Here is a 23,558-nt window from a genome sequence, read left to right as displayed (position 1 = left end):
ATAGCGCACTGTCCCGGCCGGAGCTTTTATGGACATTAGATACCGTTTAAAAATAATGTTATTCATGCAGTATTTTATCTGGGGATGCTGGCTGGTGACGCTGGGTGCCTATATGATGAGAACGCTAAACTTCTCCGGTGCAGAAGTGGGGATCGTATACAGCTCAAAAGGCATTGCCGCTATTTTGATGCCGGGGATTATAGGTATTATCGCCGACAAATATATCCCGGCGAATCGACTATATATGATTTGCCATCTAGTTTGCGCTGGAACACTGTTTTACGCGGCATCGGTAACCGACCCGACGGTGATGTTCCTGGTCATGATGATCAATGCGATGGCATTTATGCCGACCATCGCTCTGTCAAACTCAATCAGCTACTCTTCACTATCCCAGTATCAGCTCGACTCCGTAACGAACTTTCCCCCGGTTCGCGTCTACGGCACGGTCGGTTTTATCATTGCCATGTGGCTGATCAGCCTGTTGAAATTCGAATTAAGCAGCAATCAGCTGTACATTGCTGGCGGTTGTTCTTTGTTACTCGCTGTCTATTCCCTGACGCTCCCGCACATCCCAGTGGTAAAAAAAGCCATCACCTCCGGCTTAGGAAGCAAGTTAGGTTTGGATGCCCTGGTGTTGTTTAAGCAACCCATCATGGTGGTGTTCTTCCTTTTTTCCCTGCTGTTAGGTGCGGTTTTACAGATTACCAATACGTTTGGCAGCCCGTTCCTGCATGACTTCGCCCGGAATCCTGATTATCAGGACAGCCTGATTGTTCAGTACCCTTCTCTGCTGCTGTCGATTTCACAAATGGCAGAGGTCTGTTTTATCCTGGCGATTCCCTTTGTTTTAAAACGCTACGGCATTAAAACGGTCATGTTGCTCAGCATGCTTGCCTGGACGCTACGATTTGGCTTCTTCGCCTTAGGCGATCCTTCAGCAATTGGCTTACTGTTTTTAATTCTGTCGATGATTGTGTATGGCTGTGCTTTTGATTTCTTTAACATATCAGGTTCTATTTTTATCGAAAAAACCGTCGATACCCGAATGAGAGCCAGCGCACAGGGGCTCTTTATGACCATGGTGAATGGCGTTGGCGCTTACTTTGGCGCGATACTGAGCGGGCGGGTCGTTGACTATTTCAGTATTGATGGCGTGAAGGACTGGCCGACAATTTGGCTGGTTTTCGCGGCTTACACTGCCGTTCTGTCCGTTATTTTTTACTTTACCTTCCACTACCATCACAAAGAAGAAGCATCTGCCTGCTAATAGAAAAAACTCTGACAGATACCTGCACATCCCGCAGTTATCTGTCAGTTTAATCCCAATGGATAGCGTTCTTTATTCTTCAAGGTACTTTTCTAATACTGCCCCACCCGCCCCTTGAGCAACGATTTCATAAGAATCACTGGCAGAGAATATGCGGGTCTTAATATGTGGAAAAGCAGATATCTTTCTTTCTATCGTTTCTTTAGTCAGCGCAAAAAAGTTATTCTTTGGCGTTAACGTACCGCCACAGACAACCACATCGGGCTGGAATATCAGCACCGCGTTGGCAATTGCCACACCATAATAGCGGGCCGCTTCGGCTAAAACAGACTGGCAGAGAGGGTCATCCATAGCCAGTGCCTGAAAAATGACATGATAATCAATTTCGCTTTCGTCTTTAACCAACGTATTAATCACTGATTCTTTATCCAGCCGGAGCTGCTGTATAACCTGATTTTTTATTGCCGCCAATGAACTGTACTGCTTCAGGCAACCTTCAGAACCACATTCACAGTGAAGCCCATTGATATCTATTGTCGTGTGCCCAAAAGACTGGGCGGTGCTGATGGGCAGGCGAGAAAGTACGCTGTCGATAATAGTGCAGCTGCGGATTTCAGTATCGCAGGTGGTAAATAAAAATCGCTGACTTTGTGATTTATACCGTAACCGATATTCCGCTAAAGCCGCAAAATTTATTCCGCTACCGATAGTCACCAGGCAGCCGACTCTGCTTGCGATAACATTCTGAATTTCTGAAATTTCAGACTCATAGCGATCGGGTGGGGTTTTATCCCGCTCAAGAATGTGGTCCAGCGCAATACCGATGCCTAAAATATCCTTCGTCGTCAAATTATATTCCGACAAAAGCGCATCAACTTTAATCAGTAAACCATCAATCATCCGATCTATAGGCTCAACACGTTTATTCTGAACCTTCACCATGCCTAAAATATCAAGTTTCAGATTCAGTAATAGCACGGTGGAGTAGATATCACTGATCTCGATGCCAATAACATAGCCATCCGCTGAATTGATCTGGTAAAGAATGGGTTTACGGCCGCCCGTAGACTCGCCAAGTTCGGCGGTCGAAATCAGGCCGCTTTTACTTAATTCATCCAGTAATCTTGCACAGGTTGCCGACTGGATATGGGCCAGTGACGATAATGTCTCTGCCCTTATTGGCCCGTGATTCAGTATCAATCTGTACAGCGTTTTAAGCTTGCGCGTTTTTGAATTTTTAGACTCACGAAATTCATGCAGTAGATTGAGTAACACGTCGCCACCTATGATGATTCACCGATATTAAATGCAAAATATCAGTTTTTATCTCAACGCACGACACAGCGCCTGCGTAACCATGATCCGTACCATAATAATATATTCCATAGGGTAAAAGAGGTTGATTTTCACACCAGACCTCTATTCAACATCGTTATATTTTTAGCCTACACCGGCATTGGCCCATCTTTTACCACTGTCTTCATCACCAGCGTTGAAGTCAGTCTTCGGACTCCCGGCATTCCGCTTAACTGCTCATCATAGAGCCGCTGGAAGGCTTCCAAATCCTCAGTAATCACATGCAGGATGTAATCCGGATCGCCGAACAGTCGCTGTGCCAGCGTCACATTCTTTACCTGCTGTACCGCAGACTCAAACGCCGCAACGGCCTGGCGATCGCCCTCTTTTAGCGTCACGAAAACGATGGCAAAAAAGGTCAGCCCCAGCCGTTCCGGTTGAATGTGGGCGCGGTAGCCGCTTATGACCCCGGATTCTTCCAGCGCACGAACCCGCCGATGGCAGGGGGAAAGGCTTAATCCTACGCGGTCGGCCAGATCGGTTAATGACAACCGGCCGTCTGATTGCAGCTCAGCAAGAATCTTCCTGTCTATTCTGTCCATTTGGAAAAATTTACCCAATAAGGCCGAAAGTAACCACAGGTATGGAAGCACATTTCAACGCTGAAAGGATAATCTTTTCTTCCCGACTTCATCTTCAGACGAGAACAACGCTGTATGAACCCTTTTCAGGCAATAAGCAAAATACCGCGGTGCACGCGGCTCAAATTCATCGCTTAATTCGCCGTAAAAACATAACCCCCCCCCCTGTTAAATCAGAGAGATAGAAAAATGTCCCTGCATCTCTTCATCGCCTTCTGGGCCGTGTCCGCACTGTTTATCATCACGCCGGGTGCAGACTGGGCCTACGCTATTTCCGCCGGTTTACGTGGCCGGGCGATCATTCCCGCCATTGCAGGACTGCTGTCGGGGCATTTACTCGCCACGATCGTTGTGGCCATCGGCACAGGCGCACTTATCGCCAGTATGCATTCGGCAATGGCCGTTCTTACCGTAGCGGGAGCGGGTTATCTTCTCTGGCTGGGGATGGGTATGCTGCGACATCCCGCTGTGCCTGCGGTGGCGGCAGATGCAGAACACAGCTCCGGATGGCAGTGGGCGCTGCGGGGTTTGTGCGTCAGCGGCCTGAACCCAAAGGTGTTTCTGTTGTTCCTCGCCCTGCTGCCGCAGTTCACCGACCCGCAGGGATCGTGGCCCTTACCCGTGCAGATGACCGCACTCGGCCTGCTGCATATTGTCAGCTGTTCAGTGGTTTACCTGCTGGTAGGTTACGGCTCAAGGGCCATACTGCAGACGCGTCCCAACGCCGCCCGGCTGGTCAGCCGCACCTCCGGCGTACTGATGATCGTTATCGCGCTCATTTTGATTACCGAACAGCTTATTCGCATAACTTATTGAGACTCTATTTATGCCTGATATCACACTCAGCCAACTGAAATCCATGAAGCAGCGCGGCGAAAAAATCGCGATGCTGACCTGCTACGATGCCACTTTCGCCCACACATCCGCTCAGGCCGGTGTGGATATGCTGCTGATTGGTGATACGCTGGGGATGATCCTCCAGGGACACGACAGCACGCTCCCGGTCACAATAGATGACATGATTTACCATACTGCCAGCGTGAAGCGCGGCAACAGCGGCAGCTTTATTATCGCCGACCTCTCCTTTATGACCTGCGCCACCCTCGAACGCGCACTCAACAACTGTGGCAGGTTGATGCAGGCAGGTGCGCAGATGGTGAAGCTGGAAGGGGGTGAGTGGCTGGCGGAAACCATTACCCAACTGACAAGAAATGGCGTACCGGTATGTGCCCATATCGGCCTGACGCCGCAATCCGTCAATGTCCTGGGCGGCTTCAAAGTTCAGGGTCGCGGGCAGGACCAGGCTGCCGCACTGGTTGAAACCGCCCTGACTCTGGAAAAAGCCGGTGCAGCAATGATTCTTGTTGAAGCCGTGCCGGCAGCGCTTGGCAGGGCCATTGCTTTGGCGGTCAATATACCGGTTATTGTTATTGGTGCCGGACCGGATACCGACGGCCAGGTGCTGGTTCTTCACGATATGCTGGGACTGAGCCTTGGCGGCCGCGTGCCGAAGTTCGTGCGTAACTTTATGGCGGATGGCGGTACGATTCAGGCAGCCATTGCTTGCTATGTCTCTTCAGTTAAGGATGGCTCCTTCCCCGCAGCGGAACACAGCTACACAGAATAACACCGTGGGTCGGTCCTTAGCGGGCTGACCCGGTTAAGCCAACAACCTCCTCTCACCTCTCACCCTGACTATATTAATTTTTATGATGATGTTGTGATTTATTAGCTCAAGCCCGCGTATTGATTGCCGCGAAGCTTGCTGATAACGTCTCTCCATTATTTTTAAATAACGCCAACACTTTTCGAGCCAATATTTAAAACACAAATATCACTCTTAATCCCTGATTCACGGGACGGGTTACTGCGAAAAAAATATGATAGCCATAGAGAAAATAACGAAAAGCTTTTCCGGAGAACGGATATTAAAAGGTGTGTCACTTTCTATTGAGGCAGGAGAGATAATTTGTATTATTGGCCCAAGCGGTTCGGGAAAAACCACTCTGCTACGCACGCTCAATTTTCTTGAACCTGCCGACGCAGGTAATATTACCATTGATAATATTACCGTAGACTGTGAGCATGCCGCGAAGAAAGACATTGAGAAGATGCGTGCTAAAACCGCGATGGTATTCCAGTCCTGGAATCTTTTTCATAATCTTACCGCCCTACAGAATATCACCGAAGGTCTGATCTACGCGCAAAAGCGTCCGCGCCATGAAGCCATCGCCACCGCTGAACGGTTGTTGAAGCTGGTAGGCCTGCTGCACAAAAAAGACAGCTACCCTAACAGTCTTTCCGGCGGGCAGAAACAGCGCATCGGCATTGCGCGCGCGCTGGCAATCCGGCCCGCCGTGCTGCTGCTGGACGAACCGACCTCCGCGCTGGACCCGGAAAAAGTCGGTGAGATCCTGTCGCTGATTCAGGACATTGCGGCACGCGGGCAAACCATGATTATCGTCACCCATGAGATGGAGTTTGCCCGTCAGGTTGCATCACGCGTGGTATTTATGGACCAGGGAGAAATCGTTGAGCAGGGTCCGCCGGAGCATATTTTTGGTGCGGCCCGCCATCAGCGGACGCAGTCCTTCCTCGCTCGCCTGCGTTATCACGCCTAAGGAGTCGATCAATGACCGCACCTTCGCTGATGACGTTGGCCGACCTGACGCTGATTGTTCCTAAACTGCTGGAAAACCTGACGGTCACGCTGGGTATTACGCTGGCCTCTCTGCTGCTGGGGCTGGGTCTTGGCCTGATCCTCGCCGTGTCAGGCTACAGTCGTTCCACAGCATTGCGGATAATGGTGAAAACCGTGACCGACGCGCTGCGCGGTGCGCCGCTGGCGCTGCTGATCCTGCTGTTTTTCTTTGGCGGCAAGCTGATACTTTCTTCGCTGGCTCTTCCTGCCGCGTTAATTAGCGATACCGCCTTTGCGATTCTGGCGATCTCGGTGGGCATCAGCCCGTATTTTGCCGAGATGATGCGCTCCGCGTGGGAAGCAGTGGATATCGGGCAGAAAGAAGCGCTGAAAAGCCTGAATATTCCCTATTCGATCGGCATAGCGCGAGTCATTTTTCCACAGGGCTTAATTATTGCCATTCCCAATTTCGGTAATTTATTAATCAACCTGGTTAAAATGACCTCACTGGTTAATATTATCGGCATTGTCGATATATTTGGCCGTGCGCAAAAAATTTCGCAGAACAGTTATGGCGCTAAACAGGTAGCAGCGTTTGTTAGCGTTATTCTTGTTTACTGGTTACTTAACCTGATCATCTTTTATCTCACCTCACGGATAGAGAAAAAGTATCACTATTTACTGGAGTAACCGTCACTGATGTTTAGTGTTGAATTTATTCGCAATAACGCCTTTTTTATTCTCAGTGCGTTGCCCATCACGCTGGCAATTACGCTGCTATCGCTGTTGTTCTCTACGCTTTTAGGCGGCCTGCTGGCGTGGGTAATCATTCGTCGGATACCGGTGCTGCACTCTATCGCCCAGATAATGATCTCATTTGGTCGATCGGTCCCCATGCTGGTGATGCTCTATTTCGTCTTTTACGTCTGGCCGTGGATAGCCAGCGCATGGTTTGGCAGCCCGCAACAGCCGATTTATGGCTACAAGCTGGCTCCGCTGAGCGCGGCGGTTATCGCTTTTTCGGTAGTATTCAGCGCCTATTTCGCCGAGACCTTTCGCTCGGCGTGGAATGCGGTAGAAAAAAGCCAGCGTGAAGCAGCCTGGTCAGTTGGCCTGACCGGCTTTACTCAGTTTCGCCGCATTATTCTGCCGCAGGCGGCCGTTTCCGCCCTGCCCAACTACACCAGCGTGGTTATCGATCTGATTAAGGACACGTCGCTGGTTTACACCATCACGGTGATTGATGTGATGGCGAAAGCCAATATCGCCGCCGCGCGCGGGTTTCACTATGTCGAAGCTTACTGCGTGGTGCTGGTGATTTATATCGCGCTCTGTCTGGTGGTCGCCAGGGCACTGCGCAGCCTGGAGCTGTTTCTTAGCCGTCGATGGAAGAACCACGCGCATAACGTGGTGCCGTCTTACTCTTTTTGGGGGAAATATGTTGAAAAGTAAATTACTGGTGGCAAGCGCTATACTGCTGGCGCTGAATATCAGCCCGGTACTGGCGGTGGATAAAAGCCCGAATGCCGAAACCGTTGAGGTGGTCGTCAATGCTAACGGTTTCCCGTTCAGCTTCGTTGATGATAATAACAACATCACCGGCTACGACGGTGACCTGTTAAAGGTGCTGGACGCGCGGCTGAAAGACTATAAGTTCCACTATAACGCGGTATCACGCGATGCGATGATTGTCGGATTATCGACCGGGGCCTATACGCTGGCTGCTGACCACTTTTATCTGACCAAAGAGCGCGCGGCAAAGTACGCCTGGTCTGCTGAACCTTCCGGCCTCAGCGATCTGCGTTTAATCGTACGGGAAAACGAGAACGATATTCATAACCTGAGCGATCTGGCGAGCGGCAAGAAAAAGCTGGTGCCGATCCACACTTCAGATGCCCGCTACACGGTGATCGATAACTACAACCAAAAACATCCCACTCAGCAGATCAACCTGCAGCCTAACGGCGAGCAGTCTGCTGCCGATATCTTTAAGGCGGTGGCCTCCGGGGAATACGATGCGGCAATCTATCCTATTGGCGCGCTGCTGGCGTTAAATAAAGCGCTAAACCTGAATCTTAAAGCCTCAGATTCCGTCGGTCTGTTCCCGAACGTTTATCTGTATAAAAAGAACGCCGATCCGAAGCTTATCAAAGCGGTGGACAGCGAACTCGCCGCACTGAAGAAAGACGGCACGCTCGCTGAGCTGTCACGCAAGTGGTACAACGAAGACGTGTATGCGCTGCCTGATGCCAACGACGTTAAGGTGAATACCGACTGGGAATAACGTGCCGACGGGCGATTTCAGCCCGTTTATCGTATCTGGAGATAAAACTATGCGCAGGAATAAAACGTTGCTTATTGCCGGACTGCTCTCAATGGCCGGCGTTTGCGGTAGCTCAGCCGCCATCGCCGCCGGGCCGTCATCCCACATCGCCTGGAGCGAGCGCTGGCAGCAGCTACCGAATACGCCTGCTCCGGTCGCTGCGCTCAAACCCCACTATGCCAGTATTAACGGTATCCAGCTCTACTACGCGACGACTGGCAAAGGCTCGCCGGTAGTACTGTTACACGGCGGGCTGGCGAACTCAGATTACTGGGGTGAGCAAGTTGCGGCGCTGGCAAAGCATCATCAGGTCATTGTGGTAGACAGTCGTGGACACGGGCGCAGCACGCGGGATAGCCGACCCTACAGCTACGATCTGATGAGCGATGATGTGGTCGCGCTGCTGGACGAGCTCAAGATCCAGAAAGCCGATATCGTAGGCTGGAGCGACGGCGGCATCATCGGCATCGATTTGGCAATTCGCTATCCGGCGCGAATCGGTAAAATTTTCGCCTTTGCTCCTAATACCAAAACCAGCGGCGTGAAGCCGGATACCGAGAAAAACCCGGTGTTTGCCCGCTACATCGAACGTGCGGGGAATGAGTACCGCACGCTATCCAAAACCCCGACTCAGTATGACGCTTTTGTGGAACAGATTAGCCATATGTGGGCCTCTCAGCCGAACTGGAGCGACAGCGATCTGAAGAAAATCAGCGCGCCGGTACTGATCGTTGACGGCGACCGCGATGAAGCGATTGTTCGCCAACATCTGGAATACATTGCCGACACCATTCCCGGTGCAGGGCTGCTTATTCTGCCGAATACCAGCCATTTCGCGTTCATTCAGGCCCCGAAAGAATTTAACCAGGCCATTCTTAACTTCATTGACTATAAGTAAATAACATTAACTTTCGGGGCGTATTCAGCCCCGAAATTTATTAATATAAATTATAAAAATAGTGAAACAGTGGGATTAATAGCGCAAAATGGAATCATTATCTTTTTATTTACCTTTCAATAATGGTCTGCATCCTCAACATCGTGTATAAAAATGCCTTAGCCGTAAAATAAAGGATGCCCTTAGAAGATGTCCAGACCAACAAAACTCTATGTTCCCCATGAACTTGACGCCGCGGATATTCCACCGGATGAGCGCTATTTGCGGATATCGCAGAATATCAGCTGCTATGGCATTGACGTTGTTGACGATCGCCGCCCGGAAGAAATTATCGCGCAGCATAAAACCATTTCCGGCACGAAGGGCGATTTTTGCAGCGCTTATGGCTCGCGAAATATTACCGTTTTCGATCCGCATAAAACCGCACAGTCTTCGCTGTACTTCTCGCTTTTACTGGAAGGATCGCAAATCATCAGCGGCAGGCAGAAATCCACCGCTACGGAGGTGACGTCCGGCTCGCTAATGGTCCACGAGCGCAATGATTACTACACCTATCGCAGCGATGACGTGCGGCAGCTGTATCTGATCCCGGATATTGAAGCCGTTAAGGAGATTTTTGACGGTAAACTGCCCGGCCCGATGCTTTCTATGGAAAACCATCACCTGATGGCATTTATGAAATCGCATATGATGCTGCTGCACAGCCATTCCGCCTCGCTGAATGCGAAATCAACCTCGCTGATCCTTGATGGCCTGCACGATATGGCCTTATTGATGTTGGCGGATGTCGCTAAGGAAACCGGACTGATTTCTACCGGGAGTCTTTGCCACGTTTATAATGCCGCCCGATCGTATATCGCGCAGAATTATTCCAATCCGGCGTTATCCCCCGACCATATATCGCTGAGATTGCGCTATTCCCGTTCCAGTCTGGACCGCGCGTTTAAAGAACAAAGAACTACGGTGATGGCATTGATTAAAGAAACACGCCTGATTAAAGCGCGTGAACTGCTGGAAAACGATATCCATCTCAGGATTGATCAGATTGCCTGGCGCTGCGGATTCAGCAGCTCATATATTTTTAGTAAAAACTTTCGCGATAAATATAAAGTCCCACCCACGGTGTGGCGAGATAATTTTAATCAGTCAGTGTAGATGTGAATGCCCCCGATCGCTGTGCAACCCGCAGAAACTCCTGCTGCAACCAGCGTTTAAATGCCGTGATATTGTCGCGCCCGGCCTTGTCGGCACTGGTCACAAAATAGTATTTCCCGCCAGGCAGGCTGCCCGGTAGTGCAATATGCAGCAGCTTCTGCGCCAAAGCGTGCTGCACCAGCAGTTCACTGGCCAGCAACACGCCCTGTCCGGCGATCGCCGCCTGAATCGCATGCATCTCATCATCAAAATGAAGACCGGACTTCACTAACAGCTCGTCGGGGCCAAAAGCGTCCTTCCAGTGCTGCCAGCTGGGTTCGTGGGTGGGTATCAGTCGATTTTCAATATGAAACAGCGTCTGCCCGATCAGGTCTTTCGGCTGTTTAATACCCAGCGTCGGGCTGGCTATCAGCACAAAACGATCCTCATACAGCAGCGTGTTATCCAGCATATCGTCCGGACGCATACTATAGCGAATCGCACAGTCGGCTTTATCACCGCGTACATCCACCAGCTCGGTTCCGCTATGCAGACGAAGTTCCAGCTCCGGCAGCTCGGCGTTCAGCTGCGGCAGGCGGGGCACCAGCCAGTTGGTTAAAAAGTTCGAGGTGGTGCTCAGCGTCATCGCGGCCGATCGGTCTGCCCCGCTAAGGGTGTCAACGGCCTCGCGCAGAGTAGCAAAGATGTTGCCGGAGGCGCGAAACAGGATCTCTCCGGCGGGAGTCAGGGCGACCGATCGCGCCGAGCGGATAAACAGCCGCTGGCCGAGCGACTCCTCCAGTACGCGGATTTGATGGCTGATAGCGGTTGGCGTCACGCCAATTTCCTCTGCCGCCAGTTTAAAGCTGGCGTGGCGGGCAACGGCATCAAAAGCGCGGATGGCGGTAAGCGGTGGCAGTCGGCGTGACTTCATAGCTGAAATTAACTCATTCATGGCTGAATAATATGACTTTGATTGTGCCATAAAACAGGAATTAATCTGTTATCTGTCGCAGAAAAAGATGAATTAAATTCATCAAAAGACTCAACAGGAACAGCTTATGACCGATATACACCCCGACTCTATCCGCGCCCGAACGGATTTCCCTTACCGCGCGCTGCTGGCACCCGGCATCGCCCAGGCGCTGATCGCCCTGGATTACGCCATTGTTTACGTTGCCCTGCCCACGCTGGCGCAGCGGCTTCATCTTTCAGCCAGCGAGATGCAGTGGGTGGTATCGCTGTACGGCCTGACGTTTGCCGCCCTGCTGCTGAGCGGTGGCGCACTCTGCGATCGGCTGGGGGCCAGGCGGATGTTTATCGCCGGCATGACGCTGTTTTTATTCGCCTCGCTGCTGGGTGGCCTGGCGCAGAGCGGTGAACTGCTACTGGCCGCGCGCGCTGGTCAGGGGATCGCCGCCGCACTGCTGCAACCAACGGTGCTGGCGCTGATGGCTCAGCGGTTTAGCGGTGATTCACACCGCCGCGCGCTGGCGATCTGGAGCGCTATCGGCGCATCCGGGCTGGTTGCCGGTGTTATCCTCGGTGGTGCGCTGACCGCGTTGAGCTGGCGGGCGATTTTCTTTATCAACCTGCCGCCGGGGCTGCTGGCGCTGTGGCTGGTCAGACGGCATTTTCTGGCTGCTGGCAAGCAGACAAGCCTGTCGGACTTAAAGATGGGGCCAGGCCTAACCTCAAGCGGCCATTCAGCAGGAAAAATACACAGGCCGATCTTCCTGTTGCTTCAAGGCAGCGGCGCAGTTATCGGCTGCGCGGCGGCGGGTGCACTGGTGTGGGCACTCATGCGCTATGCGGAAAGCGGGGCGGCGGATTTCCTCGCCAACCGCCTGGCGGCGGCGACGATCCTGCTGTTTATTCTGCACGAACGCTATGCGCCACAGCCGCTGCTGCCGCGATCGCTGCGGATTCTGCCCGGTCTGCAAACGGGATGGCTCAGCAGCGCCTGCTATATGGCCAGCGTCGGCAGTCAGTTTTTCGCCATGACCCTGCTGTGGCAGCAGAGCCAGCATCTTGATGCCGTCACCACCGGGCTGCTGTTCACCCCGCTGGCGCTGCTGATCGTGCTCGGCAACGCGTTCTACAGCAGGCTGAGCGTCCGCTTTGCCGGTTCCTGTCTGTTAATAGTGGGCTTTGCCTCCGCCGGACTGGGTCTGTGGCTGCTGTCCGTTAATCTGACCGATCCACTTTCACCTTCGTTTATTAGCGGGATTGCCCTGAGCGGGCTGGGTCACGGGCTGATTTATCCGGCGATGTTTGCCGTCGGGCTGGCGGCCGTCTCCGAACCGCAGCAGGGCCGTGCCAGCGCGCTGATCGTCACCAGTCAGTATACTGCCGGTGCGATAACGCTGGCGGTCATCGCAGTGCTGCTCGGCACGCAGCCGGAGATTGCCGCCTGGCAGGAAGTATTCCGCGTGCTGAGCGGCGCGGCACTGATCGGGATGCTGATTGCGATCTGCGCCGATCGCTCCGCTGGCAGCAGTTAACCCGGCGTTGTGCCTTCAACGGCGCGCTTTGCAACCAGTGACAAAATCATGAATAAAGCGATAAGCAACAAACACGCAGCCCAGATGCGATGCCCGATCAATCGTCTGAAACGCCAGCCTGGCATTTCCGGATCGGGCGACTAATTCACCCAGCGCGCGGCAGCAGATAATCTCATCTTCCTCGGCGGCCAGTATCAGTGTGGCAATCGGCAATGCGGCCAGCTGCTTGCCCGGATGCCGCGGCGTCAGGGCATTCGCCATATTAACGCTGTAGTGGCGGACCAGACCCGCAGGTGGCTCAGGTACCGCCGCAGGGAACAGCAGGCTGACGCCCTGCGACTGCCCCATCAGCCTGCCACCGCTAAGCGCATTGACCACAAACGGCCACTGCCGCACGCGGGCAAACGGTGCTGACGTCTTCCTCGCCGTAGCGGAAAACGGCCCCAGCTCCGGTGCCAGCAAAATCAGGCTGTCCGCCCGTTCGGTGAAGGGAAAACGTGTGAGGGAGTTCAGCAACATGCCGGCTCCGCTGGAGTGCCCCAGCAAATGACGACGAGCGTTGGGAAAAAGACGGCGCATTTCGGCCAGCAGCAGATCAACATCCTGCCAGATACGGTCAGGTCGGGCGACCGTGCCGCGCTCACCCGTAGAAAAACCGTGCCCGCGAATATCGACTACGCAGGCCGCGACAGGCCCTTCGGCGCAGAGCTGGCGGGCAATAACGTCGTAGCCGGCATCGCCGCTTACGCCGCCGCCATGATAAATCACCACCACATCCTCAGGCTCTTCGCGCTGCCTGAAAAGCCGGTAGTGCAGCCCTTCCACCTGGCCAGTGCTTATCACCGCCCTATCGGGCAGGGCTGCACGTAACGAATCGGTTTGTACAATATAGTCTTTAAAATCAATCACGCGGCAGCTTCCTGGCGATCTGTCCATTTTCGCCGTCAGCATGGCAGATGCCGAAGCCAGCGTAAACCGCCGGGTCACTGCCTGCTTCAAAATCCTTCTGAAACAGACAGCCCCACGGAGCCTGCCGCACCCGTGGCTGGCAGATAACTCCGCATCTTCTTCATGATCCCGCGCGCTTAAGCCGCGTTCCGGCGCTGGCTTAAGGCATAGAACAGCACCACCACGAAGCACAGCAGCGGCAGACCGTATGAAACGGCGGTGCTGAGCTTGTCGGAAATCAGCCCCATAAAGTAAGGCATGATCGCCCCGCCGACGATGGCCATAATCATAAACGAGCTGGCCTGCTTGGTGGCATTACCAAGGTTTTTCACCCCCATGGCGAAAATGGTCGGGAACATGGTGGACATAAAGAAGAAGATCGCCACCAGCGCTACCACCGAGACATCCCCCACGCCCAGCATTACCACGCCACAGAGCACGATGTTGATTGCCGCATAGCTGGCGAGGATCAGCGCCGGTGCCACGCGGCCCATCAGCCAGGTGGAGAAGAAGCGGCCCAGCATAAAGCAGATCATCGCCACCGAGAGCATGTAGGATGCACTCTGGTTGGTCACGCCGTGCCAGTGCTCGGTGGCATAGTTGATAAAGAAAGCCCCGACGCCAACCTGCGCCGCCACATAGAAGAACTGCGCGACCACCCCGCCAACAAAGTGCTTCTGCTGCCACAGTGAAGTATTACCGTGCTGAGCCGCCGCCTCTTCCGACTCGCGGATATCCGGCAGCGCGGTGCGCTTGAACAGGAAGGCGATGCCGATCACCACGCAGGCAATCGCCACATAGGTCATTTTCACCGTATCCTGCGCTTCATCCGCCGTGGTCTGCGAGAAGAACAGCGTACCGCCGATCATCGGCCCGACAAACTGGCCCAGACCGTTAAACGACTGCGCCAGGTTAAGGCGGCGCTCCGCGCCGTTCGGGTCGCCCAGCACGGTGGCGTAAGGGTTCGCCGCCGTCTCCAGGCAGCCCAGCCCACAGGCCAGTACGAACAGCGCAAACAGGAACATCATAAAGTTATTCACCATCGCCGCAGGCACAAACAGCAGCGCGCCGACGGCGTACAGCATCAAACCGGCCAGAATACCGGCTTTGTAGCCCCGGCGGCTCATAAAGTAGCCCGCCGGCATTGCCACCAGGAAATAGGCACCAAAGTAGGCACCCTGTAACAGGCCGGACTGCGCTTTGGTCACGTGCAGCGTTTCCTGGAAATGCTTGTTCAGGACGTCAAGCAGGCCGTATGACACGCCCCACATAAAAAACAGCGTGGTGATCAGCATAAACGCCCAGCGTACACTGACGCTCCCGCCGCTCCCGATGCTTGATGACATCCGGATTCGTTCTGTAGACATAGTTATATCCTCATAGCGTACTTGTAGGGTGGTAAGAGTTTTTATTGGTCCTGCAAAGAGAATATTCGCGCCATCGCCACCCATTTCTCGCCGCTGGCGGTCCACGGGGTGGGCTTCTGGTATTGCCACATCTGTTCTTCCCAGCGCTGAATGATCGGGTTGTTCAGCGCTGCCTGATTAAAACGTTCTCCGTCAAAGCGTTCGTCCACCTCCAGAATCATAAAAAGCCGGGTGCCGAGGCGATAAATTTCCATATCGACCACGCCGTGCTGCCGGATATGCGCCGCCACCTCCGGCCAGATGTGCTGATGCAGCCGCTGGTATTCGGCGATTTTTTCTTCGCTGTCTACCAGGTCCAGCGCCTGGCAGAACCGCTGCGTCCGGCCGCTCACAGCAGCGCCCGGTCAAGATGCAGATAGCCGCCGTCAACGCTCAGCCACTCACCGGTAGTGTGCGAGGCGCGCGGCGACAGCAGGAATACCACGGTGTTGGCGATCTCTTCCGGGGTGGTCATGCGCTTGCCGAGCGGAATGCGTTCATTAATTTTCTCCAGCTGGGCGGCGGGATCGTCAAAGCTGGCGATCCACTGCTCGTACAGCGGGGTCATCACCTCGGCCGGAACCACCGCATTCACCCGCACGCCGCTTTCACGCAGGGACACCGCCCATTCGCGGGTCAGCGACAGAATAGCCCCCTTCGCCGCACAGTAGCCGCTGGTGCCGCCCTGCCCGCTCAGCGCAGTTTTTGAGGCGATATTCACCACCGCACCCCGGCTGTTTTCCAGCGCCCGCTGGCAGAAATGGGTCATCTGGTAGTAATGGATCAGGTTTTTCTCCAGCGAGGAGACAAACGCTGCCCGCCCGGCCTCCAGCCCGACGCCGTCGTTTACCCCGGCGTTATTCACCAGCGCATCCACCCGGCCAAAGCGCTTCATCACCTGTTCAACCGCCGTGCGGCAGTTCTCTTCATCACAGAGTTCGGCGATCACCGTTTCCAGCGCGGGCTGCAAGCGCCGCACATCCGCCAGCCAGATCTCGTCCGGCATGCGGTTGGTGACAATCACCGGGATCGCCCCTTCCTCCGCCAGCAGTTTTGATATCGCCGCCCCGATCCCGGAGCCGCCACCGGTGACAATCACCACTTTATCTTTTAAAAACAGATCCACTTTCGCCTCCTGTCAGGCCATAAACGCGGGCCGCGGTTGTTCCCCAAATCTGCGCCTGCTCATCCGCCGTGAGGGCGTCTGTTGCGTCCTCCAGCAGCTGGCTGACCTCGTCGTAGTTCGCCGCCAGCAGGCACACAGGCCAGTCGGAGCCGAACATCAGGCGCTGCGGGCCAAACCGCGCCAGCGCTTCCTCAATAAACGGGCGTAGCTGTGCCGCGCTCCACCGCCCCTCGGGGGCTTCCGTCACCAGCCCGGACAGCTTGCAGACCACGTGCGGCATCGCTGCCAGCTCGGCGACCTGCTCGCCCCAGGCCGTTGCGCCACGCGCGATATCGGGCTTCCCCAGATGATCCAGCACCAGCCAGTGTTCATCATGCCGCGCGGCAAAAGCGGTTAACTCCGGCAGATGCCGCCAGGTCACCAGCATGTCCCAGGCGTAGCCCTGCCGCTGTAGCTCACTCATCCCGGCAGCGACCGAAGGCTGATGCAGCCAGCGGGCCGGGTCCGGGTCATCCTGCACCAGGTGCCGGAAGCCGCGCAGGCGCGGGTGGCGCAGCGTTTCCAGCTGACGGGCCAGATCGGCGGCGGTGATATCCACCCAGCCAACCACCGCATCCGCCTTGCCGCGCGACTCCGCCCACTGCAACAGCTGCGCCGTCTCGTCCAGGCTTTGCCGCGCCTGAACGGTAATCGCGCCGTCAAAATCCCGCCCCACCAGCAGCGGCGTCAGGTCAACCGGCAAAAAGTCCTGTCGCAGCTGCACCATCTGCTCGTCAATCCACGGAAAATCCGCCGCCCGATAGCGCCAGTAGTGCTGATGGGCATCAATACGCACCGTTATGCTCCCTCGCCCTGAAAGCGGTACTGCGCCAGCGAGGCGGGATGCATTTCGATGGAGAAACCGGGTGCCGTCGGCGGCATATAGGCCGCACCGCGAATGTCGCACGGATGCAGGAAGTGCTCGTGAAGATGGTCGACAAACTCGATCACCCGCCCTTCGTGCGTCCCGGCGATGCAGACGAAATCAATCATCGACAGATGCTGGACGTATTCACACAGCCCAACGCCACCTGCGTGCGGGCAAACAGGCAGGCCGTATTTTGCCGCCATCAGCATCACCGCCAGCACCTCATTGACGCCCCCGAGGCGGCAGGCATCGATCTGCACCACGTCGATGGCTTCACGCATAATGAACTGCTTAAACAGAATACGGTTCTGGCACATTTCACCGGTGGCGACCTTAATCGGATGCACCCCTTCGCGGATGCGGCGGTGGCCCTCCACGTCGTCGGGGCTGGTCGGCTCTTCGATAAACCACGGCTCGGCAAACGCCAGCTCCTTCACCCAGTCCACCGCCTCGTTGACCTCCCACACCTGATTGGCATCGATCATCAGCTGGCGGTGCGGGCCGAGCACGTCGCGGGCTATCGCCACGCGGCGCTTGTCGTCGGCCAGGTCGCGACCCACCTTGAGTTTGATATGCGAAAAGCCCGCATCCACCGCTTCCTGGCACAGGCGACGCAGCTTGTCGTCGTCGTAGCCCAGCCAGCCCGCCGAGGTGGTGTAGCAGGGATAACCGTTTTCCTGCAGATCGGCGATGCGCTGCGCTTTCCCTGCTTCGCGGGTGGCCAGCAGATCCAGCGCCTCGGCCGGCGTAATACAGTCGGTCAGATAGCGGAAATCGATGCAGCGCATCAGCTCCTGCGGTGACATATCGGCCACCAGCCGCCACAGCGGTTTGCCTGCCGACTTGGCCCACAGATCCCACACGGCATTGACCACCGCGCCGGTCGCCAGGTGCATCGCCCCCTTATCCGGGCCGATCCAGCGCAGCTGACTGTCGCCGGTGATCTCCCGCCAGAACTGCCCCATGTCGGCGGTGATATCCGCCAGTCGCCGCCCCACCAGCAGATGCTGCATGGCGCGGATCGCCGCACAGCAAATCTCGTTGCCGCGCCCGATGGTGAAAGTCAGTCCGTGGCCGCTCAGCGCCGGGTTATCGGTTTCGATAATCACATAGGCGGCGGAGTAGTCCGGGTCCGGGTTCATCGCATCGGAGCCGTCGAGATGCTGCGAGGTCGGGAAACGGATATCTTCTACGCGCAGGGCGGTTAATGTAGTCACAGTGATTCTCCAACGGTGGTTTGACGCTGTTCACCCAGCCCTTCAATACCCAGACGCATGGTCTGGCCCGCACGTAAATAAACCGGCGGGGTCTGACCCAGCCCGACGCCCGGCGGCGTGCCGGTTGAAATCACATCACCCGGCTGCAGGCTCATAAAGCGGCTGAGATAGCTGATAATCTGCGCCACGGTGAAGATCATCGTGCGCGTGTTGCCGTTCTGATAGCGATGACCGTCCACTTCCAGCCACAGATTCAACTGCTGCGGATCGGCAATTTCATCGGCGGTGACCAGCCACGGGCCGATCGGGCCGAAGGTATCGCAGCCCTTGCCTTTGTCCCAGGTGCCGCCGCGTTCAAGCTGGTATTCGCGTTCGGAGATATCGTTAATCACGCAGTAGCCCGCAACGTGATCCAGGGCATCGTCCTCGCTGATGTAGCTGCCGCCCTTGCCGATCACCACGCCCAGCTCGACTTCCCAGTCGGTTTTTACCGAGCCGCGTGGAATGCGCACTGCATCGTTCGGCCCGACCACCGAGCTGGTCCATTTGCTGAACACCACCGGTTCGGCGGGAATCGCTGCGCCGGTTTCCGCCGCGTGATCGGCGTAGTTCAGGCCGATGCAGATAAACTTACCGATGCGGCCCACGCAGGCCCCAATTCGCGGGGTACCGTCAATTTTCGGCAGGCTATGCACGGGCAGATGACGCAGCTTTTCCAGCGACTGCGGCAGCAGAACCTCCCCGGCAATATCGTCGACATAGCCGGAGATATCGCGCAGCGCGCCGGTTTCATCAACGATAGCCGGGCGCTCCTGGCCGGGTTCACCAATACGAACTAATTTCATGCCGTGCTCCTTAATTAATTGCTCCAGCCGCCATCAATAATCTGCGCGGTGCCGGTGGTGTAAGCGCTGGCGTCGGAGGCCAGATAGGCTGCCAGCGCGGCGATCTCTTCGGCAGTGCCGATGCGGCCAATCGGCTGACGGGCCACGAAGGCGCGATAGACTTCCTCTTCGCTTTTCCCTTCGGCCTGGGCCTGCGTGGCAATACGCTGGCGCAGCGAAGGCGAATCGACGGTGCCCGGGCAGATAGCATTACAGCGGATGCCGTCGCCGATAAAATCCGCCGCTACCGAGCGCGTCAGGCCGATCACCGCCGCCTTGGTGGTGCTGTAGGCGAAACGGTTAGCCACGCCCTTCACGCTGGAGGCCACCGACGACATGTTGATAATCGACCCTTTTTTCTGCGCCAGCATGGCCGGCAAAAATGCCTGAATCATGTGGAACATGGCGGTCACGTTAAGATCCAGGGCGAACTGCCACTCCTTCTCGCTGCACGCCAGCAGGCTGCCGCTGTGCACCACACCCGCGCAGTTGAACAACACGTCCAGCGTGCCGATTTCTTCTGCCGCCCGGGCGATCGCCTGCCGGTCGGTCACGTCCAGCTGATAGGGCGTAATGCCCGGCAGATCGTGCAGCGCGGAAAGCTGAATATCGCTGGCGATCACCTCGGCTCCGAGTTCGGCGAAGTGGCGAGCGGTAGCCAGCCCAATCCCCTGCCCGGCGGCGGTGATCAGCACGCGTTTCCCCTGTAGGTTCATTGCAACTCCTTTGGTATAATGATCTAATGGTCAGGCCATTGAAGGTGAACTTTCCCTCACATTGAGGGTCGTAAAAGTACCGAGATGGCCGCAGAAGAATTACTTTTTATTGACATTTACGTAACATTGGCAAGTGTGATGTTGCTTTTTTGTGCACGCAGTCACTTAAATTTAATTTTCAGGTAAGCGCGACATGCCGATAAAAAAGATGGAAAACCCAAGGCTTTACAGGCAGATAGCCGATCAATTGATCAAGCTGATCGACAATAACGAATTTCCGCCCGGCAGTCGCCTTCCCGCCGAGCGTGAACTGGCCGAACAGCTACAGGTCAGTCGGGCATCAGTGCGCGAGGCGCTGATTGCACTTGAGGTGATAGGCCTGGTCGATGTGAAGGTTGGCAACGGCGTGATCGTAAAGGCGCGGCGCAGCAATGCGGAGCCGGTGATGGCCGAAGCCGGACGCGATCAGTGGCACGAGCCGGACGACGAGCTGGGGATTAATCTGGACTTCTCCACCGAGCTGCCGCCCTTCTCGCTGTTACAGGCCCGTCTGCTGATTGAGCCGGAAGCCGCCGCGCTGGCCGCGCTGCACGCCAGCGATGCCGAGCTGGAGGCGATCCGCGCAGCCTATAAACAAAACTGTGAAGATAACCGGGCGAATTCACACACCCATCCCGGCGACAGGTTATTCCATATCCGCATCGCCCAGGCCAGCGGCAATCCTGCTTATGGATTTATCATTGGCCACCTGCTTGGGCACCGCTACGGCAGCATGTTCCGCATGTTGCAGGCGCACTTCACGCCGAGCGATATGCCAAACGTTTCAGAGCATGAGCATCTTGCCATTCTGAACGCACTGGAAAAACGCAATGCGAAAGCCGCCAGGCAGGCGATGAAACTGCATATCGAACGGGTGATTTCCACCTTTGGTGGGGTGCAGGAATAGGTCGCCCGCGAAGGCAAAGTTTTAGCTTATCTGCGCGCCGTCGGACCATCTTCACCGGTTCGGCTGTGCCCCTACGGCTGGAAAACACCGACCTGAACAACTATACCTAAGAATGAAATTTTTATTCTGAAGTGGAGAAGTATGGGATATCTGGCGTGGACGGCAGCAGCGGGCGGCCTGTTACTTTTGATGTCGTTGTCCTATGGCTGGATCAGCCGCGCGCCGATACCAGTGTTCGGCCTTTATCTGCTGGTGGGCATCGGCTGCGGCCCCCTGGGGCTGAACATCGTCTACCTTGATATCTTGGCACACGCCTCCCTTACGAGCCGGATAACCGAGATCGCCATGGCGGCGTCGCTGTTTATTACCGGCCTGAAAATCCGCCTTCCGCTCACCTTTTCCTACTGGAAAACCGGCATCATGCTGGCGCTACCGGGAATGCTGCTGACTATCGCCGGCATTATGATCGCCGCGCACTATCTGATGGGGCTGTCCTGGCCACTTTCGCTGGCGCTGGCCGCTATTCTGGCGCCGACCGATCCGGTGCTGGCGAGCCTGGTTTCGATCAACGATGCGCGCGACGGTGACCAGTTACGCATCGCCCTTTCCAGCGAGGCAGGCCTGAATGACGGCACGGCGCTGCCCTTCCTGATGCTGGCATTGATCTGGTATCAAGCTGGAGAGGTCCCTGCCGTGGAGGAATGGTTCGCCTGGGTGAGCGTTGATCTGGTTTGGGCGCTGGCAGGAGGTCTACTGATTGGTTTTGCACTGGGCCGGTTTATTGGCCTGATTGCTACCCGATCGCGCCATGCGCAGGGGGACATGGCACCCAGTGATTTCGTTGCTCTGGCGCTTATCTGCCTGAGTTTTTCACTGGCGATGTCTCTCAGCGCATCGGGCTTTCTGGCTGCTTTTGCCGCGGGTATCGGGCTACGCAGCGCTGAAATCAGCGTGCAGAGAAGACACGCTGACAAAGAGGAAGATATTCACGATTTTCCGGCAGAGATGCAGATTAACCCGCACACGCGCCACGGCATTGAGGAGCGCACGCCGATTAAATCGGTCGGTCTGGTGATCGGCGATGCGCTCTCCTTTGGCGATACAGTGGAGCGGCTGCTGGCCGCCGGGCTGATCATCGTGCTGGGCGTTACGCTTTCCGGCCACTGGAATGCATCCGCCCTGCTGCTGGCGCTGCTTATTTTTGTGGTGATCCGCCCGCTGGCGGTATTTTTCGTGACCTGGCGTTCCGGCACCACGCTGCTGCATCGCGCCAGTCTGGGCTGGCTGGGCATCCGCGGCATTGGCAGCCTGAACTATATCGCTTACGCCTGGGTCCACGGTATGCAGGGGGCAGATGCCACACGGGTGACCGATATCGCCCTGACCATTGTCACCGCCAGCGTGCTGGTACACGGCATTTCGGTCACGCCGCTGATGGCGATGCTGCGGCGGAAAGAGGGCTGATGATTAACGCTTTTAATGTTTCATTTTAAATGCTTCAGCCATGGCGCCAATCTTGTGCATATGGTTGTTATTTCTTGCCATTTTGTGTGCGTCGGGCTTGAGAATGATAATCAGAAGATAGCAGTCAGGCTCCATTACACCCTGGCAGTAAACCAGATGAGCAAGATCGCTGGTGCGTTTGAACTGGCGGAGAAAATGAGGGAAATGCGAGTCTGCATCGGCGAGATGGATATGTGCCACCCGCTCCTCTTTCACTAAGGGAGAGGTGGCATCATCGTCATAAAGTGCGTCCCGACCAAACGTATCGGGCAGTACATCTTCCTGTTTATAGATCAGAAAATCCGCAACCAAATCATCCAGTTCCTGCTGGCTCAATTGCTGGCGGATTAGTGCAGATTTAAAAATCCTTATGCTCATTCCGTGAACTCAGTGAGATCCTTATCCGAGGCGCTGTCCAATAGCGCCTGCCCACTATCGGCAATATGGCTCAAGCGTTCAGCCGCAGGCCGAAAACGTGCGGCAATATGCGTTTTGCCCTGTTTCTCTTCTAACAGATCGATCAGTGCTTCAAACACCCGTGCACTCACCATATAGCCCGCAGGCCGGTTATTTGACAGTACGGCGACCGGTTCATCAATAAAATATTTCGCCGGGTTTTTTCTCAACTCTGTGATGTTGATGGATTTTTCCGCAAGAATACGTTCCATGATTCACCTTTTAGTGTACCCAACAATACACATTATAATGCACGTTATAATAGACATCAATTTTGAACGGTAGAGATTGTACAGAGTCACTTCAATTAAATCATCTATGAATCCGCTTCATAACCCCTGCCTGCCTGACACCATTATATTATTCCCTCGCTAAGGCTACTCTGATTGCCACTCCCCGGACACACAGGCAGCAGCCATCGCGTGTACCGGGCCGATTAGCCGCCCGTCAGGCAAGAAAAACCCGATCCCACTCGCCGAATGCTGCTCTCCGCCATGGCCGGGCTGACGCTGGCAACTGTTCCGCTGACAGCGGCTCGCCGGGATAAGCCGCTGGTGAAACGGTCAACGACTGGCTGGAGGCAGTGCGAAGCTGATCTGGCCTGAGCTGGCCTGAGCTGAGCTGAGCTGAGCTGAGCTGAGCTGGTCGATTATTTATGAAAAATAATCATAAACCCTGGCAAATTAACTCCTCTAATCACATCAATCACTCCGGGTTATGCTTTTCCCTCTGACCACCGCTG

Annotated in this window: 25 protein-coding genes; 12 read left to right on the top strand and 13 right to left on the bottom strand. The window is 55.4% G+C overall.

From position 1 onward, the window contains the following. Positions 1-28: 28 nt before the first annotated feature. Positions 29-1,270 (top strand): nucleoside permease, encoded by a 1,242-nt coding sequence (locus JOE09_RS21655; RefSeq protein ID WP_205067270.1) that lies wholly within the window; start codon positions 29-31, stop codon positions 1,268-1,270. 72 nt (positions 1,271-1,342) lie between these two features. On the opposite strand, the gene JOE09_RS21650 is transcribed toward JOE09_RS21655, so the two are convergent. Then, entirely contained in the window at positions 1,343-2,545 is a 1,203-nt protein-coding gene (locus tag JOE09_RS21650) for an ROK family protein (protein ID WP_205067269.1), read from the bottom strand. A 170-nt stretch (positions 2,546-2,715) separates the two neighbouring features. Continuing rightward, positions 2,716-3,168: an Lrp/AsnC family transcriptional regulator gene (locus JOE09_RS21645; protein ID WP_105591638.1), complete on the bottom strand. Its 453-nt coding sequence runs from the start codon at positions 3,166-3,168 to the stop codon at positions 2,716-2,718. A 228-nt stretch (positions 3,169-3,396) separates the two neighbouring features. Between JOE09_RS21645 and JOE09_RS21640 the strand changes: the two genes are divergently transcribed. From JOE09_RS21640 to JOE09_RS21605, 8 genes are all read left to right on the top strand, one after another. Beyond that, on the top strand, positions 3,397-4,023 hold the full coding sequence (locus tag JOE09_RS21640) for a LysE family translocator (RefSeq protein WP_205067268.1): 627 nt from the start codon (positions 3,397-3,399) through the stop codon (positions 4,021-4,023). Positions 4,024-4,033: 10 nt separating this feature from the next. Beyond that, a complete protein-coding gene (gene panB, locus JOE09_RS21635; RefSeq protein ID WP_205067267.1) occupies positions 4,034-4,834 on the top strand; it encodes a 3-methyl-2-oxobutanoate hydroxymethyltransferase in 801 nt (266 codons plus the stop codon). Between the two features lie 253 nt (positions 4,835-5,087). Continuing rightward, positions 5,088-5,828, top strand: a complete 741-nt coding sequence (locus JOE09_RS21630) for an amino acid ABC transporter ATP-binding protein (RefSeq protein ID WP_205067266.1) — start codon at positions 5,088-5,090, stop codon at positions 5,826-5,828. A gap of 11 nt (positions 5,829-5,839) precedes the next feature. Beyond that, a complete protein-coding gene (locus JOE09_RS21625; RefSeq protein ID WP_205067265.1) occupies positions 5,840-6,538 on the top strand; it encodes an ABC transporter permease subunit in 699 nt (232 codons plus the stop codon). A 9-nt stretch (positions 6,539-6,547) separates the two neighbouring features. Then, the gene (locus JOE09_RS21620; RefSeq protein ID WP_205067264.1) at positions 6,548-7,300 is read left to right on the top strand and encodes an amino acid ABC transporter permease; all 753 of its coding nucleotides are present in this window, start codon (positions 6,548-6,550) and stop codon (positions 7,298-7,300) included. After that, complete coding sequence (locus JOE09_RS21615) at positions 7,290-8,132, top strand: transporter substrate-binding domain-containing protein (protein ID WP_205067324.1); 843 nt, start codon at positions 7,290-7,292, stop codon at positions 8,130-8,132. The genes JOE09_RS21620 and JOE09_RS21615 overlap by 11 nt, the downstream gene beginning before the upstream one ends. Positions 8,133-8,181: 49 nt before the next feature. Continuing rightward, on the top strand, positions 8,182-9,069 hold the full coding sequence (locus tag JOE09_RS21610) for an alpha/beta fold hydrolase (protein ID WP_205067263.1): 888 nt from the start codon (positions 8,182-8,184) through the stop codon (positions 9,067-9,069). 189 nt (positions 9,070-9,258) lie between these two features. Further along, positions 9,259-10,224: a helix-turn-helix domain-containing protein gene (locus JOE09_RS21605; protein WP_205067262.1), complete on the top strand. Its 966-nt coding sequence runs from the start codon at positions 9,259-9,261 to the stop codon at positions 10,222-10,224. Here the strand turns inward: JOE09_RS21605 and JOE09_RS21600 are convergent. Then, positions 10,208-11,137, bottom strand: coding sequence for a LysR substrate-binding domain-containing protein (locus JOE09_RS21600; protein ID WP_205067261.1), 930 nt, complete (start codon positions 11,135-11,137; stop codon positions 10,208-10,210). The genes JOE09_RS21605 and JOE09_RS21600 overlap by 17 nt on opposite strands. 127 nt (positions 11,138-11,264) lie before the next feature. On the opposite strand from JOE09_RS21600, the gene JOE09_RS21595 reads away from it, so the two are divergent. Next, on the top strand, positions 11,265-12,707 hold the full coding sequence (locus tag JOE09_RS21595; RefSeq protein ID WP_205067260.1) for an MFS transporter: 1,443 nt from the start codon (positions 11,265-11,267) through the stop codon (positions 12,705-12,707). 15 nt (positions 12,708-12,722) lie between these two features. On the opposite strand, the gene JOE09_RS21590 is transcribed toward JOE09_RS21595, so the two are convergent. From JOE09_RS21590 to JOE09_RS21555, 8 genes are all read right to left on the bottom strand, one after another. Further along, a complete protein-coding gene (locus tag JOE09_RS21590; protein ID WP_338049378.1) occupies positions 12,723-13,616 on the bottom strand; it encodes an alpha/beta fold hydrolase in 894 nt (297 codons plus the stop codon). Positions 13,617-13,792: 176 nt separating this feature from the next. Next, the gene (gene fucP / locus JOE09_RS21585) at positions 13,793-15,022 is read right to left on the bottom strand and encodes an L-fucose:H+ symporter permease (RefSeq protein WP_205067259.1); all 1,230 of its coding nucleotides are present in this window, start codon (positions 15,020-15,022) and stop codon (positions 13,793-13,795) included. 41 nt (positions 15,023-15,063) lie between these two features. After that, complete coding sequence (locus JOE09_RS21580) at positions 15,064-15,414, bottom strand: L-rhamnose mutarotase (protein WP_205067258.1); 351 nt, start codon at positions 15,412-15,414, stop codon at positions 15,064-15,066. Then, entirely contained in the window at positions 15,411-16,187 is a 777-nt protein-coding gene (locus tag JOE09_RS21575) for an L-fucose dehydrogenase (protein WP_205067257.1), read from the bottom strand. The genes JOE09_RS21580 and JOE09_RS21575 overlap by 4 nt, the downstream gene beginning before the upstream one ends. Further along, the gene (locus JOE09_RS21570; protein WP_205067256.1) at positions 16,165-17,022 is read right to left on the bottom strand and encodes an amidohydrolase family protein; all 858 of its coding nucleotides are present in this window, start codon (positions 17,020-17,022) and stop codon (positions 16,165-16,167) included. Before JOE09_RS21570 ends, JOE09_RS21575 begins: the two co-directional genes overlap by 23 nt. A gap of 2 nt (positions 17,023-17,024) precedes the next feature. Next, entirely contained in the window at positions 17,025-18,311 is a 1,287-nt protein-coding gene (locus tag JOE09_RS21565; RefSeq protein WP_205067255.1) for an enolase C-terminal domain-like protein, read from the bottom strand. Continuing rightward, a complete protein-coding gene (locus JOE09_RS21560) occupies positions 18,308-19,156 on the bottom strand; it encodes a fumarylacetoacetate hydrolase family protein (protein WP_205067254.1) in 849 nt (282 codons plus the stop codon). Before JOE09_RS21560 ends, JOE09_RS21565 begins: the two co-directional genes overlap by 4 nt. A gap of 14 nt (positions 19,157-19,170) precedes the next feature. Next, positions 19,171-19,911, bottom strand: coding sequence for an SDR family oxidoreductase (locus JOE09_RS21555; protein WP_200544254.1), 741 nt, complete (start codon positions 19,909-19,911; stop codon positions 19,171-19,173). Between the two features lie 193 nt (positions 19,912-20,104). Between JOE09_RS21555 and JOE09_RS21550 the strand changes: the two genes are divergently transcribed. Then, entirely contained in the window at positions 20,105-20,857 is a 753-nt protein-coding gene (locus tag JOE09_RS21550; protein WP_200544256.1) for a FadR/GntR family transcriptional regulator, read from the top strand. Positions 20,858-20,998: 141 nt separating this feature from the next. Then, positions 20,999-22,321 carry a cation:proton antiporter gene (locus JOE09_RS21545; protein ID WP_205067253.1) on the top strand — a complete coding sequence of 441 codons (1,323 nt, stop codon included), beginning with the start codon at positions 20,999-21,001 and terminating at the stop codon, positions 22,319-22,321. 12 nt (positions 22,322-22,333) lie between these two features. On the opposite strand, the gene JOE09_RS21540 is transcribed toward JOE09_RS21545, so the two are convergent. Continuing rightward, positions 22,334-22,738: a type II toxin-antitoxin system YafO family toxin gene (locus JOE09_RS21540; protein WP_239553239.1), complete on the bottom strand. Its 405-nt coding sequence runs from the start codon at positions 22,736-22,738 to the stop codon at positions 22,334-22,336. Continuing rightward, entirely contained in the window at positions 22,735-23,028 is a 294-nt protein-coding gene (gene yafN / locus JOE09_RS21535) for a type I toxin-antitoxin system antitoxin YafN (RefSeq protein WP_205067252.1), read from the bottom strand. The genes JOE09_RS21540 and yafN overlap by 4 nt, the downstream gene beginning before the upstream one ends. Positions 23,029-23,558: the final 530 nt, after the last annotated feature.

Origin of the sequence: Pantoea coffeiphila, from assembly GCF_016909495.1 — a bacterium.
Taxonomy (GTDB): domain Bacteria; phylum Pseudomonadota; class Gammaproteobacteria; order Enterobacterales; family Enterobacteriaceae; genus Erwinia; species Erwinia coffeiphila.
This window is presented reverse-complemented; position numbering and strand designations above follow the sequence as displayed.